General features: G+C 69.2%; 12 protein-coding genes. 6 read left to right on the plus strand and 6 right to left on the minus strand.

Going from position 1 to position 14,837, the window contains the following annotated elements; genetic code table 11:
• From B3587_RS06770 to B3587_RS06790, 5 genes are all read left to right on the plus strand, one after another.
• Positions 1 to 1,353: aldehyde dehydrogenase family protein (locus tag B3587_RS06770; protein ID WP_292727380.1), on the plus strand; the 1,353-nt coding region annotated here is incomplete at its 5' end.
• Positions 1,350 to 2,966: a GMC family oxidoreductase gene (locus tag B3587_RS06775; protein ID WP_292727382.1), complete on the plus strand. Its 1,617-nt coding sequence runs from the start codon at positions 1,350 to 1,352 to the stop codon at positions 2,964 to 2,966. The genes B3587_RS06770 and B3587_RS06775, both read left to right, overlap by 4 nt.
• Positions 2,967 to 3,083: 117 nt before the next feature.
• Complete coding sequence (locus B3587_RS06780) at positions 3,084 to 4,094, plus strand: malate dehydrogenase (protein ID WP_228179337.1); 1,011 nt, start codon at positions 3,084 to 3,086, stop codon at positions 4,092 to 4,094.
• Positions 4,091 to 5,845 (plus strand): cation:proton antiporter, encoded by a 1,755-nt coding sequence (locus B3587_RS06785; RefSeq protein WP_292727385.1) that lies wholly within the window; start codon positions 4,091 to 4,093, stop codon positions 5,843 to 5,845. The genes B3587_RS06780 and B3587_RS06785 overlap by 4 nt, the downstream gene beginning before the upstream one ends.
• Before the next feature lie 58 nt (positions 5,846 to 5,903).
• The gene (locus B3587_RS06790) at positions 5,904 to 6,392 is read left to right on the plus strand and encodes a recombinase family protein (RefSeq protein WP_292727387.1); all 489 of its coding nucleotides are present in this window, start codon (positions 5,904 to 5,906) and stop codon (positions 6,390 to 6,392) included.
• 17 nt (positions 6,393 to 6,409) lie between these two features.
• Here the strand turns inward: B3587_RS06790 and B3587_RS06795 are convergent, their stop codons facing one another.
• The gene (locus B3587_RS06795) at positions 6,410 to 7,003 is read right to left on the minus strand and encodes a DNA-3-methyladenine glycosylase I (protein WP_292727389.1); all 594 of its coding nucleotides are present in this window, start codon (positions 7,001 to 7,003) and stop codon (positions 6,410 to 6,412) included.
• 55 nt (positions 7,004 to 7,058) lie between these two features.
• A complete protein-coding gene (locus B3587_RS06800) occupies positions 7,059 to 7,982 on the minus strand; it encodes an AraC family transcriptional regulator (protein ID WP_292727390.1) in 924 nt (307 codons plus the stop codon).
• Between the two features lie 89 nt (positions 7,983 to 8,071).
• Between B3587_RS06800 and B3587_RS06805 the strand changes: the two genes are divergently transcribed.
• Entirely contained in the window at positions 8,072 to 8,773 is a 702-nt protein-coding gene (locus B3587_RS06805; protein ID WP_292727392.1) for an alpha/beta hydrolase, read from the plus strand.
• Between the two features lie 37 nt (positions 8,774 to 8,810).
• On the opposite strand, the gene B3587_RS06810 is transcribed toward B3587_RS06805, so the two are convergent.
• From B3587_RS06810 to B3587_RS06825, 4 genes are all read right to left on the minus strand, one after another.
• Positions 8,811 to 10,862 (minus strand): acyl-CoA dehydrogenase, encoded by a 2,052-nt coding sequence (locus B3587_RS06810; RefSeq protein ID WP_228179342.1) that lies wholly within the window; start codon positions 10,860 to 10,862, stop codon positions 8,811 to 8,813.
• A gap of 168 nt (positions 10,863 to 11,030) precedes the next feature.
• Positions 11,031 to 11,582 carry a gluconokinase gene (locus B3587_RS06815; protein ID WP_292727394.1) on the minus strand — a complete coding sequence of 184 codons (552 nt, stop codon included), beginning with the start codon at positions 11,580 to 11,582 and terminating at the stop codon, positions 11,031 to 11,033.
• A 65-nt stretch (positions 11,583 to 11,647) separates the two neighbouring features.
• The gene (gene recQ / locus B3587_RS06820) at positions 11,648 to 13,603 is read right to left on the minus strand and encodes a DNA helicase RecQ (RefSeq protein WP_292727396.1); all 1,956 of its coding nucleotides are present in this window, start codon (positions 13,601 to 13,603) and stop codon (positions 11,648 to 11,650) included.
• A gap of 53 nt (positions 13,604 to 13,656) precedes the next feature.
• A partial coding sequence (locus B3587_RS06825; protein WP_292727398.1) for a DUF3516 domain-containing protein occupies positions 13,657 to 14,837 on the minus strand: 1,181 nt, incomplete at its 5' end.

A 14,837-nucleotide genomic window follows, 5' to 3' on the forward strand; every position in this document is an offset into this window, starting at 1 on the left:
AGCGCTGTCGATGGCCTACTCGTCTCCGGCTTCTCGGGCGAAGTGTGGTTGCGCCCGGGCGTGACCCTCGCTGACGCGCAGCGGAAGGCGGGTCTTGGCCAGCTCCTGCCCAATGATTCCGGCGGGGTAGGACTAGTCCTGGGCGCAGGCAACATCACCTCGATCCCGGTACTCGACGTCCTCTACGAGCTCATCGCCCACAACCGGGTCAGCATCCTCAAGATCAACCCGACACAGGACCCGCTTGCTCCGGTGTTCGGCCGCGCCCTGGCGCCTCTCATCTCGCTCGGGCTGCTGCGCATCGTGCAGGGAGGCGGCGAGGTCGGCGCTGCCCTCACCGAGCACGCCGGGATCGATCACGTCCATATCACGGGAGCAGCTCGCACGTTCGAGACGGTCGTGTTCGGCCGCACTGCGACGGGCAAGCGGCGCGCCCGCCCCCGACTATCGGTGCCGATCACCGCCGAACTCGGGGGTGTATCGCCGATCATCGTCGTTCCCGGGAAGTGGTCGGATGCTGACCTGCGGTTCCAGGCCGAGCACGTCGCGACAATGCGCCTGCACAACAGCGGTCACAACTGCGTCGCCGGGCAGGTCGTGATCCTCAGCGCGGATTGGGCCCAGCGCGAGCGATTCCTCGCCGAGGTCGAGGCGGCGATGTCCCGCGCACCGCAGCGGCCCGTGTGGTACCCCGGAGCGCAGGCGCGTCTGGCCGAAGTGGCCGACGAATACCCGGGTGCGCGCTGGTCGTCTGGCCACACCCGCGCGGTCATCGAGGTGGGCACGGATGCCGACCCGACACCCATGGAGACCACCGAGTACTTCGTACCGGCCCTGGGCGTCGTTACGCTTCCCGGCAATGGCCAGGAGTTCCTCGACGCTGCTGTCGAGTACGCGAACGCGCGACTGACCGGGACCCTCGGCGCCAACCTCCTCATCGATCCCGACACCGAGGCAGCCCTCGGCGACGGGTTCGAGCACGCGGTCGCGGAGCTTCGCTACGGCACGGTGGCGATCAACACCTGGACCGGTGTCGCGTTCGGCATCCCGACGATGCCGTGGGGCGCGTATCCCGGCGGGACCCTCGAAGACGTCCAAAGCGGCATCGGCGTCGTCCACAATGCACTGCTGCTGGATGACGTTGAACGGGGAGTGATGCGCGGGCCGTTCCGACCGTTCCCCCGTTCGACCGGTGCGCTAATCGGACCCGGCACGTTCTCGGCGCTTCCCCGCCCACCCTGGTTCGTCACGAGCCCCGGCGCGGCAGACGGGGGGCGACTGCTCACGCGGTTCCGCATCCGTCCGCGCCTGACGACTCTGCTCGGCATCCTCGAGTCGGCGTTCCGGTCGTGACCGGCGGGCGCCCGCGGCGCGCGCCGCAACGCGGCGGCGAGTTGGAGGCCGATTACATCATCGTCGGCGCAGGCTCTGCAGGAGCTACCCTCGCCGCTCGCCTGAGCGAGGATCCCTGCGTCACGGTGCTGCTGCTGGAGGCGGGAGGCCCCGACCGCGCCCTGGAGCTGCACGTTCCGGCAGCCTTCAAGAAGCTGTTCCGCAGTGCCTACGACTGGGGCTACGACACTGTCACTCAGCCTGAACTCGAGGGTCGCCGGATCTTCTGGCCCCGCGGCAAGACCCTCGGCGGTTCATCGTCGTTGAACGCGATGATGTGGGTGCGCGGGTTCGCCGCCGACTACGACGAGTGGGCCGAGGCCGCGGGCGAGCGCTGGTCGTGGGATGCCGTGCTGCCAGTGCTGCGCCGCATCGAGAACGTGCAGGATGCCGTCGACTCCTCGCTCGGGCGGTCGGGTCCGCAAACGGTGGAAGGACAGCGCGACCCGCGGCCCCACACAGCAGCATTCCTCGAAGCCGCTCGCGAACTCGGATACGACATCACCGAGGCAAACCTCCCCACAGGGCAGGGGTTCTCGCAGACGATGGTGACCCAGCATCGCGGCGCCCGCGCCTCGACAGCCGACACCTACCTTCGGCCCGCCGCGGCACGGCCGAACCTGCGCGTCGTCACGAACGCTCACGTCCGTCGCGTGACTTTCGCGGACGCCAGCGATGGCGAGCCGCGGGCCACCGGGGTCTACGTCGACATCGCCGGCACGACCCGCCACGCCCGCGCTCGGCGCGAGGTGATCCTGTGCGGCGGCGCGATCAACACCCCGCAGACCCTGATGCTCTCGGGTGTCGGGCCGGCAGATGAGCTCGCCGAGGTCGGCATCCGCACCCTCGTGGACTCCCCCGAGGTCGGCAAGAATCTGCAGGACCACCTCGTGGCGGGGCTCGCCCCTGCCGCCATAGCCGGCACGCTGTACGGCGCCGAGCGCCCATCGGAGCTCCTGCGCTACCTCGCCACCCGACGCGGCATGCTCACCTCCAACGTCGCGGAGGCGTACGGGTTCGTGCGCACCGATGTCGCATCCCGCGCAGGGATGCCCGAGGGCCTCCCCGACATCGAGATCATCTTCGCCGCCGCGCCCTACGTCGGCGAGGGCCTCGTTCCCCTCCCGGGCGAAGGCATCACTGTCGGTGCGATTCTCTTGCGCCCGCGCAGTCGCGGCAGCATCCGTCTCGCCTCTAGCGATCCTCACACGCACCCGCTGATCGACCCCGCCTATCTCAGCGACCCCGAGGGCACGGATGCCGCGACACTGCGCGCCGGCCTCGAGGTGTGCGAGCGACTCATCGCGACCTCGGCGCTGGGCGCCGTCACCACGGGCAGCTGGGTGCAGCCCGAGGGCGGCGAGCGGATGACCAGCGCCGAGCGCATCGAGCTGTCGTTGCGCCGCTATTCGCACACGCTCTACCACCCCGTCGGCACTGCCCGGATCGGGACGGATGCCGCGTCGGTTGTCGACCCGGAGCTGCGCGTGCGCGGCGTCTCGGGCCTGCGCGTGGCCGATGCCTCGGTGATGCCGACGATCATCCGCGGTCACACGCACGCCCGGCCATGGTGATCGGCGAGATCGCGGCCGATCTCCTCCGCCGGGAGAACCCCGGCAGGACCTCACGCGTTCCCTGAAGTGGGACCATCGGACCAACCTGAGACGAGGCCGACGACTACGCTCTGGGTCATGGCTCCCGACGCGACGCCCACGACAGTTACCATCACCGGCGCAGGCGGCCAGATCGGCTACGCGCTGCTGTTTCGCATCGCCGCCGGCGACATGCTCGGGCCCGACCGGCCGGTGCGGCTGCGACTGTTGGAGATTCCGCAGGGGATGAGGGCCGCCGAGGGCGCCGCGCTCGAACTCATGGACGGCGCGTTCCCGCTCCTGACCGACGTCGAGGTCACCGACGATGCTCACGCCGGCTTCGACGGCTGCAACATCGCGCTCCTTGTCGGGGCGCGCCCGCGAACGGCGGGCATGGAACGCGCTGACCTCCTCGAAGCCAACGCCGGGATCTTCGGGCCGCAGGGCGCCGCTATCGGCGCAGTGGCAGCCGACGATGTGCGGGTGCTCGTGGTCGGAAACCCGGCGAACACCAACGCGCTGATCGCCTCGGCATCCGCGCCCGACGTCCCGGCCGAGCGGTTCGCGGCGCTCACCCGCCTGGATCACAACCGTGCCGTTGCGCAAGTCGCCAGTGCCCTGGACCGGCCGGCGGCGAGCATCGAGCGGATGACGATCTGGGGCAACCACTCGGCGACACAGTTCCCCGACGTCGACCATGCCCTCGTCGACGGGATGCCGGCACGTGCCGCCCTGGCTGCGCGACTCGGCGGAGAGGATGCGGCGCTGACCTGGCTGGATGACACCTTCATCCCCCGGGTTGCGAAGCGCGGCGCCGAGATCATCGACGTCCGCGGATCCTCCTCGGTGGGATCCGCCGCGGCTGCCGCGATCGACCACGTCCGGGACGAGACCGCGGGAGTCGCGTGGACCTCTGCCGCGGTCGTCTCCCACGGCGAGTACGGCGTCCCGGAGGGCCTCATCTGCTCGTTCCCGGTGTCATCGGATGGCGCCGGATACCGGATCATCGAGGGGCTCGAGGTCGATGCGCGCGCACGGGCGCGCATCGATGCCTCCGTTGCCGAGCTGGTCTCGGAGCGCGACGCTGTCGCCGCACGAGGGCTGCTGTGACCACACGAGACGCGTTCCTGTTCGTCATCGGCGGGGTTCTCGTCGTCGCGATGACAGCCCGCGTCGCCCCGCGCATCAAGGTTGCGGGGCCGCTCCTTCTCGTGCTGGTCGGGATCGTCGCAAGCTACCTCCCGTTCCTTCCCGACATCAGCGTCGACCCGGAATGGATCCTGGTGGGCGTGCTGCCACCGCTGCTCTACTCGGCGGCTGTCTCGCTCCCCGCTGTCGAGTTCCGCCGCGACCTCCTCCCGATCGCGGGCCTTGCGGTCGTGCTCGTGTTCGTGAGCTCGTTCGTGTTGGGCACGTTCTTCTACTTCGCGATCCCCGATCTCGGGTATCCCCTGGCGCTGGCTCTGGGTGCGATCCTCAGCCCCACGGACGCCGTCGCCACGGCGGTTGCCAAGCGACTGGGCGTATCCCGACGGGTCGTGACGATGCTCGAGGGAGAGAGCCTGCTCAACGACGCGAGCGCACTGGTGATCTTGAACTCGGCAGTGGCCGCATTCGTCATGATCGCCTCGACCGGCCAGGCTCCGCCGGCCATCGACGCGGTCGGCGGGTTCTTCTGGGCAGTCTTCATCGCGATCGTGATCGGCGCGATCGTCGGCTACGCGAACCTCCGCCTGCGATCATGGCTGCGTAGCTCGGCAGCAACCACGGCAGCCGGGTTCATCGTTCCCTTCGTCGCCTACCTCCCCACTGAAGAGCTGGGCGGGTCGGGACTCGTCGCCGCCGTCGTCGCGGGAATCGTCACAGGCCAGGGCGCGGCTCGCTGGTTCACGCCCGAACAGCGCATGTCCGACCGCGTCACCTGGCATACCGTCGAACTCCTCCTCGAGGGAGGCGTCTTCCTCATCATGGGTCTCGAAATGAGCGAGATCGTCACGGGCACCGCCAACGGCATCCACGGCATCGCTCACGGCCTGTGGATCGCGGGGGCGGCCTTCGGCATCCTGCTCGTCGTCCGGACCGGATACGTCGCGCTGCTGGTCTGGGGGCAGGGGCGGCGGCTGCATCCCAGGCGCACCCAGCGACTGAACGCCATCTCAGACCGGATCGATGAGATCGAAGCCGGCGGTCCCGAGCAGTATGGAGACCGCGGCCGCCACATCACCGAGGCCGGCTGGAACCGTCGCCTCGCCGGCTTCCGCCGTCGGATCTCTCGCGCCATGTCCGACCTGAACTACTACCGAGCCGCACCCCTCGGATGGAAGCACGGGACGATCATCGTCTGGTCGGGGATGCGGGGCGTCGTCACCCTCGCGGCGGCCCAGACACTGCCCGCCGACGCTCCCTCCCGACACTTCCTCATCTTCGTCGCGTTCGCCGTCGCGCTGACCAGCCTCATGCTGCAGGGCTTCACTCTCCCGGCCCTGGTGCGACTCCTCCGCGTCTCCAACGAAGACGACGAGAACCTCGTGCGATCCGAGCAGCAGCGGCTCGCGCGCGAGATGCACCAGGCTGCACTCATGGCTGCCGATGACGGGTCACTCACGCGCCGCGACGGTTCGCCGTTCGCGGCGGAGTTCACCGAGCGGGTCGGGCCCCTGTTCCTGCAGTCCGGCGAAGCAGAGGATGAGGAAGCGCGCGACATCCTCGAGCTGCGGCTCGCCCTCATCAGGGTGCGCCGGGAGCGACTCATCGAGCTGAGCGGCGGCGGCCAGTTCGGCAGCGCAGCCTTGCGTCGGGCCCTTGCCGAGCTCGACGCTTCGCAGCTGAACGTCGAACTGCGACTGGAGAGCGCGGACTGATACGACACCAGTGGCGCCAGTGTCGACACCGTCAGGCACAATAGCCGTGGAGGCCTCCATGACTGACGATCACGGCGGGCCCGTCGCGGCATCCCCCGGCGCGCACCAGGCGGCGGACTGTCCGACGTGCTTCGCCCCGCAACGCGCCGACAGCGCGTGGTGGCGAGCGCGCCCCTCCGACGCGCGCCTGGTCGGTGTCGTGGTCTCCCGCGAGGGGATGCCGCCGGTGGTGAGCCAGCGCGACGCGCTGACGCGGTTCGGTGTTCCCATCGAGAACTTTCGCCATCCGTCGCCCGAGACCCTCGAGTCGTGGGAGGACCGACTGGCCCGCCTGTTCGGGCGCCTGCGCCGCGGTGATGTCGTCGTGGTTGCCACGGTGCACGCTCTGGGGCGAGATGTCGGGGAAGAGATCCGCACCGTGGCTGAGCTGCGCCGCCGCGGGGTGATCGTGAAGGTCGTCGACCATGACGCCCCGCACCTGATCGAAACGGGAGTCGCGCTTGCCACACCTGAGCTGACAGACCCCGACGCCGAAACGCCGCGGTAGCGGCTCCAGAGCCGGATTCAGGCGGCTCGCCAGCACCCGTCGAGGTGGTCGTCGACCATCCCGGCCGACTGCATGAGGGCGTACATCGTCGTCGGCCCGACGAATCGGAACCCGCGGCGCCGCAGCGCGCGGCTCAGGGCCTCGGATGCCGCGGTGGTGGCGGGCAGCTCCCTCAGCCCTGTGGGGCGTGGCCGCTCATCGCCTGGCACAGCGAAAGACCACAGCAGCGCGTCGAGCTCCCCGGGCGCCATCTCCGTCACGAGCCTTGCGTTAGAGATCGTCGCCTCGATCTTTGCCCGGTTGCGCACGATGCCGGCATCCGTCATGAGGCGCGCGATGTCGTGCTCGTCGAAAGCCGCGACGGCCTCGGGCTCGAACCCCGCGAACACCTCGCGAAAACGCGGGCGCTTGCGCAGAATCGTGATCCACGACAGCCCCGCTTGAAAGCCCTCGAGGCTCATCTTCTCGAACAGAGCGCGGTCACCGTGCAGCGGCTGGCCCCACTCCTCGTCGTGATAGCGGATGTACTCCGGATCAGCACCGACCCAGCCGCAGCGGGCAAGACCGTCGTCCTCGATGACCAGATCGGTGCGGACCATCTCGGAACTCATGCTCACAGGCTAGGGTCCGCCGCCGACATCCGGGGCGCGCCAGCGGAGGCGCGGGTCACCGGTCTGCTGCAGGGCTCACCCCGAAGCGCGCACGGTAGGCGCGGTGGAAAGTCCCCACGTCGGCAAATCCGCACTCCCGCGCGATTGCCGCAATGGTGCGCGTGCGTGGTGCGGGAGCCAGGAGCATCTGACGGGCCCGGTCCAGTCGCGCCGCGCGAAGGTAGGAGCCGAGCGTGGTGCCGTCGCGCCCGAACTGCTCGTGGACCGTCCGAACCGAGCACCCGAACGCGCGGGCGACCTCCGCCGCCCCGAGTCGGGGATCAGCGAGCCGGCTCTCCACATAGGCCTTCATGGTCGCCACCCGGTCAGGCGGAGCGACGCCGCGGGATGCCGCGTCGAGCAGCTCCAAAACCGTGTCGACCATGGCGGTGGCGGCGCCTGCCAGGCGCGCTCTCGTGGCAGCCGCGAGCATGCCCATCTGGGTCCCGAGGAGGGCGCCGACACCGCCACGGCTCAGGGCGTCATTGAGAGCCTCGGGCTCGGCGAGACGACGCCCCACGAGGGACTGCGGAACACGCAGCGATGACAGGCGCAGCCGCCGGTTCTCGCCCACCGTCACCGTGAACGGCTGAGCGTTGTCCAAGACGAGGGCGGATGCCGCCCCGGTAGCCCACTCCCGGCCACCCTGCTGCAACCCCCAGGGTGTCGTGCTGTGATTGATGAACAGCGCGTCGTCGGGCACGTGGCGGATCGAGCTCCGCGTGCGGTCGGCCCACACTGCCGGCGTGTCGATCATCCCGAGCGATGCATCACCCAGGTCGTACGTCGCGAAGTCGGCGTCGAAGCTCGGCCGCTCGGGGCGCCGCGGCAGGACGCCCACGTAGACCTCCGCGATGGCATCACAGAACAGGTCGTGACCGCTCCATCCGGGCATCCCTCTGGTGGATCCCTGGATCGTCGGGCCCCACTCTGCAGCCATCGCCACTCCTTCGCACCGGGCGCCACTGCCCGCGCGGACACTCGCGAATACGTTGAGACCCTAACCCGATCCCTCGAGAAAGGACACTGATGTCCCGCCCTACTCTGCTCCTGGTCCACGGCGCTTGGCACGGCTCCTGGGCCTTCGAACCGCTGACCAGCATCCTGATCGATCGCGGCTGGACCGTGAAAACCGTTGATCTGCCGACCGTGCACGCCGACGACAAGGCGACGCTCACACTGCAGGATGACGCGGATGCCGTCGCCGCAGCCATCGACAGCATCGATGGCCCGGTTGTCGTCGTTGCGCACTCGTACGGCGGTGTTCCGACGACGCAAGGCGCCACCGACCCGAAGGTCGCCCACATCGTCTACATCGCGGCCTTCGCGCTGGACGAGGGCGAGTCACTGCTGGGTGCGGTCGGCGGGGTCGCGCCGGACTGGTGGGTCATCGATGGCCCGCTGTCAACGGCCGGCAACGACGAGCTACCCCCGCACACGCTCTTCTTCAACGACATGAGCCAGGACGAGGCTGACCGCGCGAGTTCGCGACTGCTCTCGCAGGCGGTGCAGCCGTTCTCCGACACGCTCACCCAGGTGGCCTGGCGCGACCGGCCCACCACCTATCTGATCACCGAGGACGACACGGTCTTCCCGGTGGTGGCACAGGAAGCCCTTGCAACACGGGCAGGATCGCAGACCGCGCGACTTGCCTCGAGCCACTCGCCGTTCCTGTCGCAGCCGGATGCCGTCGCCGATGTGATCGAGAAGGCAGCGCAGAGCGTCGCCTAGCGCGGCGAGGTGGGGCGCTGCGCGCGAGCGCCGCGCCTCACCGACCGGACTTGGCTACCTTCTCGGGGATCGGTGCCGACCCGTCGGCTGCCTGGCGCGCGTAGTAGTCGGCAGCCTCGTCCTGACGCGCCTGCTCTGCACCGGACGCGATGGGTGCGCGAACATGCTCGGGTTCGTACCCGAACGCGTCGACGAGCTCCTGGGCGTGGGGCCGCAGCCGGCGTAGCAGCCGGTCGATGTACCGGGTGACTGCAGCGGCTCGCTGGTTCGACAGGCGCCCATTGATGAGATACCACGACAGGTGCTTCTCGATGAGGGTCAGGCCGAACAGGTCACGCAGCCACGTGAGCACCTGCTTGGTGTCGGCATCCTCGATGCGGTTCACGGCATCCGTGAACGCCTCCCACTGCAGCAGCTCACCGTGGGCGCGACCGGCCTCGATGAGCTCGGCCTGGTTCTCGTTGAACAGGGCCGCGGCATCCGTCTTCGACATCTTGGAAGCCGGGCGCAGCCGCCCGGCGATGTCGGAAACCATCTGCTGGACGCGGTCGCCGAGCAGCTCGTGCTGTTGGTCGCCCCGAAGCCCGCGCTCGACAGCGCGAGCGGTAGAGCCGAAGTCGGTGACGACCTGGCCGAACTGGCGCAGACCCGCGCCGTGGACGACGTTGCCGGCAGTCTGACCCACGGCGAAGCGGGCGAGGGATGCGGCATCCTTGCCCTTGAACTGCTTGGCGTAGTCCGACAGCAGCCGCTTGCCGACCAGCTGCAGCAGCACGTTGTTGTCGCCCTCGAAGGTGACGTAGATGTCGAGGTCGGCGCGTAGCGCGGTGAGGCGGTTTTCGGCGAGGAAGCCCTGGCCGCCGCAGGCTTCGCGCGCCTCCTGAATCGTGTCGAGCGCGTTCCAGGTCGAGAGCGCCTTCAGCGCCGCGGCGAGCGTTTCGAGATCCTCGCGCTCGTCGGGAGTGTCGGTGCGACCGCTGAAGACGCCGTCGAACATCTGCAGGAGCTCGTCGTGCGCGAAGGCCTGCGCGTAGACCTGCGCGAGCCGGGGCAGCAGCCGACGCTGGTGCTTGCCGTAGTCCAGGAGTGTGACCTCGGGGGTTCCAGCACCGTTGTCGAACTGACGACGCTGATTGCCGTACGTCACCGCGATCGTGAGCGCGAGGGCGGATGCCCACGTCGAGGCGCCGTCGAGCGAAACGCGCCCCTGCACGAGCGCGCCGAGCATCGTGAAGAAGCGTCGGCCGGGGCTGTCGATCGGGCTGGAGTAGGTGCCGTCGGGCGCGACATCGCCGTAGCGGTTCAGCAGGTTCTCGCGCGGGATGCGGACCTGGTCGAAGTGCAGGCGACCGTTGTCGATGCCGTTGAGCCCGCCCTTGACGCCGTCATCCTCGCCGCCGACACCCGGCAGGAAGGTGCCCTCGTCGTCGCGGATCGGCACGAAGAAGCAGTGCACGCCGTAGTTCACGCCGCCGGTGATCAGCTGTGCGAACACCGTCGCTGCCTTGCCATGCAGCGCGGCATTGCCGAGGTAGTCCTTCCACGCTCCGCGGAAGGGAGTATGAATGACGAACTCTTCGGTCTCGGGGTCATAGGTCGCCGTCGTGCCGATCGCCGAGACATCCGATCCGTGCCCGGTTTCGGTCATCGCGAAAGCCCCGGGCAAGTCGAGCGAGATGACGCCGGGAAGCCACTTGTCGTGGTGCTTCTCGGTGCCCAGCTGATAGATCGCCGAGCCGAACAGCCCCCACTGCACGCCCGACTTGATCTGCAGGCTCGGGTCGGCAAGCACGAGCTCCTCGAAGCCGGCGAGGTTGGCCCCGTTGTCTTCGAGCCCGCCGTACTTCTTGGGGAATGCGCGGCGGGATCCGCCAGCGTCAACCAACAGATGCAGCTGGCTGAGGACCCGCTCGCGGTGCTCTTGCATAGACAGGCCGTTGATCTGCCAGAACGCCGGGTCCTTGATCATCTCGCGGGCTTCGCGCCGGGTGTCAGCCCACGTGCCAAGCAGCATCCGCGTGACCAGTTCGGCGTCGATGTGCGGTTCGGCGGTGGGTGTTTCGGACGGACGGACAGCAGCGTCGACCATGAGATCACCTCTCGATGAGGGGGAAGAGAACGTCAGGGTCCACGGTAGGCATCCCACAAAGACGGCTCAAATCGCTTCACGATGCCTACAACAAGGGTCGACGACGTCGGACCGGATGGTTGTGGTGTTGCGACAGGGCGCTCCGGAAGCCTCCAGCCGGATGCCGCCTCACTCGCTCCCCTCGCGTTGCACCCACCCCACGGCGCGCTCGGCGACCGTTGCCACAGCCTCGGTGACATCGACCACCACGCCCGCCTCGTCGTCACCGAGCGGTTCGAGCGTGGCCAGCTGCGAGGCCAGCAGCGCCGGGGGCATGAAGTGTCCGGTGCGGGCGAGCGCCCGGGCGCTGAGGAGCTCCGGATCACCGGTGAGGTGGACGAACACCGTGTGAGGAGCACGTGCGCGCAGGCGATCCCGATACGACCGCTTCAGCGCGGAGCACGCGACGACGACACCGGACGCCTCTGCGACGGCGCTGTCGGGCACCTCTCCGCCCGTGGAGCGCAGCGCCAGCCGGTCGCCGACCAGGTCGAGCCACGGCATCCTGTCGGCATCCGTCAACGGAATGCCCTGCGACATCTTCGCGACGTTCTCGGCTGGATGCAGGTCATCGGCGTCGACGAACGGGAGGTGGAGGCGCCGGGCGATCTCGATCCCGACCACCGACTTGCCGCTCGCACTGACTCCCATGACAACGATCGCGGTGCCGGGTCGGGTCATGGGGCCAGCCTACGGGGCGCCTCGCACTGGCTCGTTGCGGGACTGAACGCCTCCGGGTTGTCGAGTCAGGCGTGAGCGGCGACGACGGCGAGGACGGCGTCGCCGTAGGCATCCTTCTTCTTCGCCCCGATGCCGGTGATCCCCTCGAGTCCCGCGGCCGAGGTCGGGCGGGTGGCGGCCAGCGCGCGCAGGGTCGCGTCGCCGAAGACGACGTAGGCGGGCACTCCCTGCTCGCGCGCGGTCTCGGCCCGCCACGCCCGCAGCGCCTCGAAGAGGTCGCGGTCAGCCGGGGCGACATCAGTCGCGGCGGTCTTGCGCACGCGCGCCGATCCCACGCGTCCAGCGACATCGCGCCGAAGGGGCACCGCCTGTTCGCCCTTGAGCACGGGGCCAGCCGCCTCGCCGAGAGCGAGCGTGCCGTACTCACCGCGGGCGACCAGGATGCCCCGGGCAAGGAGCTGGCGCACGACGCTGCGCCAGTCCTGGTCTGACAGGTCGGACCCGATGCCGTAGGTCGCGAGGCTCTGGTGACCGAGCTGGCGGATCCGTTCGGTGTCGGCGCCGCGCAGGATGTCGATGAGCTGCCCCGCCCCGTACGCCTGGCCGCGCTCGCGCTGGAGGCGCACGATCGTGGAGAGCAGCTTCTGGGCCGGGACGAGTCCGTCCCACGTCTGGGGCGGCTCGAGGCACGTGTCGCAGTTGCCGCAGGCCTCGGCGGGCTGGCCGAAGTACCCCAGCAGATTCACCCGCCGGCACTCGACGGTCTCGCAGAGGGCGAGCATGGCATCCAGGTGCTGATGCTGGCGGCGCTTGCGGGCAAGATCGCCCTCGCCGCCGTCGATGAGGCGCCGCTGCTGCACGACATCCGCGAGGCCGTACGCCATCCACGCCACCGACGGCTCACCGTCGCGGCCGGCCCGACCGGTCTCCTGGTAATAGCCCTCGACCGATTTCGGCAGGTCGATGTGGGCGACGTACCGGACGTCGGGCTTGTCGATGCCCATCCCGAAGGCGATAGTCGCGACCATGACGACGCCGTCTTCGCGCAGAAACCGCTGCTGGTTCGCGGCACGGATGGCGGCATCCAGCCCCGCGTGGTACGGCAGTGCGTCGATACCCTGACCACGCAGGTACGCCGCGGTCTGCTCGACGCTCTTGCGGCTCAGGGCGTAGACGATGCCGGATGCGCCGGCGGGCTGGGCGCGCACGAACGCGGTGAGCTGGCGGCGCACGTCGGTCTTGGGCTCGATGCGGTACTGGATGTTTGGACGATCGAAGCTCGCGACGAAGTGGCGGGCGTCGGGAAGGCGAAGCCGATCGGTGATCTCGCGGTGGGTCTCACGCGTTGCGGTAGCGGTGAGCGCCATGCGGGGGACACCGGGAAAGCGCTCGGCGAGATCACCGAGAGCCAGGTAGTCGGGTCGGAAGTCGTGGCCCCACTGCGACACACAGTGGGCTTCGTCGATAGCGATGACGCTCAGCCGCCCGCGCTGCAGGAGTGCCGTCGTCGCGGCGCCCGACAGACGCTCGGGGGCGACGTAGAGCAGGTCGAGCTCACCGCTCAGGTACGCGCGCTCGGTGTCGGCGCGCTCGGGCGCTGACTGCGTGGAGTTCAGCGCCGCAGCTCGCACGCCGTTGGCGCGCAGCGCCTCGACCTGGTCGTGCATGAGGGCAATGAGGGGCGAGATCACCAGGCCCGTGCCCTCGCGCACGAGCGCGGGAACCTGGTACGTGATGCTCTTGCCGCCGCCGGTCGGCATCAAGACGACGGCATCCCCGCCCGCGGTGACATGGTCGACGATGTCGGCCTGGTCGGCGCGAAACGAGTCGTATCCGTACACCTCGCCCAGCACGGCGAGCGGATCTGCACCTGCGAACGAGCGGGCGGGAGCCGCAGGTGCGGCCTGGATGCCGGCGGCGGCCGGCGCCCAGTCCTCGGGCGGCTCCTCGCCGTCGGGAGGTGGCGCGAGATCGTCGGGATCCCACACCAGATCGGCGTAGGGGTCTTCGGGCGTGCTCACCGCTCCACCGTATCCGGCGCCGCTGACGCTGCCACGGCCAGCACCGTCGCCGCTCACAGCCGCACGACCTCAGTGACGCGAACGACAGCGGTTCCCTCCTCGACGGATGCCGCAAGGTCCACCTCGGCACGGATGCGCCAGTCATGGTCTCCGGCGGGGTCGTCGATGATCTGCTCGACCCGCCAGGTGTCGGCATCCGTCGTATCGATGACGCAGAGCTGCGGCGAGCGCGCGGGACCGCCCGTGAGGATCTCGTCGTGCTCGTCGTAGTACCGATCCATCGCCGCAGACCAGTCGACGCCCGGATCGAGTTCTGCCAGCGCGTCGTCGTCTTGGAGGGCCGCGAGCTGCACCCGGCGGAACAGTTCGTTGCGCACGAGCACGGTGAAGGCCCGGCGGTTGGTGAGCACGGACGGCGGCGCGGGTGGCACGACCGGCGCTTCGGGGTCGGCCGCCGGATCGATCAGCGCCGACCACTCGTCCACGAGCGACGAGTCAACCTGCCTGACCAGCTCGCCGAGCCACTCGATGAGGTCGAGCAGGTCGTCTGTGTGCGCCTCGGCGGGCACGGTCTGGCGGACGGCACGGTAGGCATCCGAGAGGTAGCGCAGCACCAGACCTTCGCTGCGGGCGAGCTGGTAGAACGAGACGAACTCCCCGAACGACATCGCCCGCTCGTACATGTCTCGCACGACTGACTTGGGCGAGAGCTCGAAATCGAGGACCCACGGCTGGCTCGACGCGAAGACCGCGAACGACTGGGCAAGCAACTCTGCCAGCGGCTTCGGGTGGGTGATCTCTTCGAGCAGCGCCATCCGTTCGTCGTACTCGAGCCCGTCGCGCTTCATGGCCGCCACCGCTTCACCCCGCGCGCGGAACTCCTGCTGCGAGAGGATCGCGCGGGGGTCATCCAGGGTCGCCTCGATCACGCTCACGACATCCAGCGCGTAGTGGCCAGTGCCGGCCGTGGTCGTGGCACCCGACGTTCGCAGATTCGCGCCAGGTTCGGAGGATTCTGGCTCAGGACTGCGGAGTTCGTGCGATTCTGCGGAGTTCGTGGGGACGGAAGGGGTCGCCAGGGCGCTCGCGTCGGGGTCGAGAAGGGAGATCGCGGCGAGCGCGAAGGGGGAGAGCGGCTGGTTGAGGGCGAAGTTCGGCTGCAGATCGACGGTGAGACGGATGCCGTCAGCATCGGCATCCACGATCCCTGCCGTCCGCAGCGTGCGGAAGATCG

Origin of the sequence: Microbacterium sp. UBA837, assembly GCF_002296025.1 — a bacterium.
Lineage (GTDB): Bacteria > Actinomycetota > Actinomycetes > Actinomycetales > Microbacteriaceae > Microbacterium.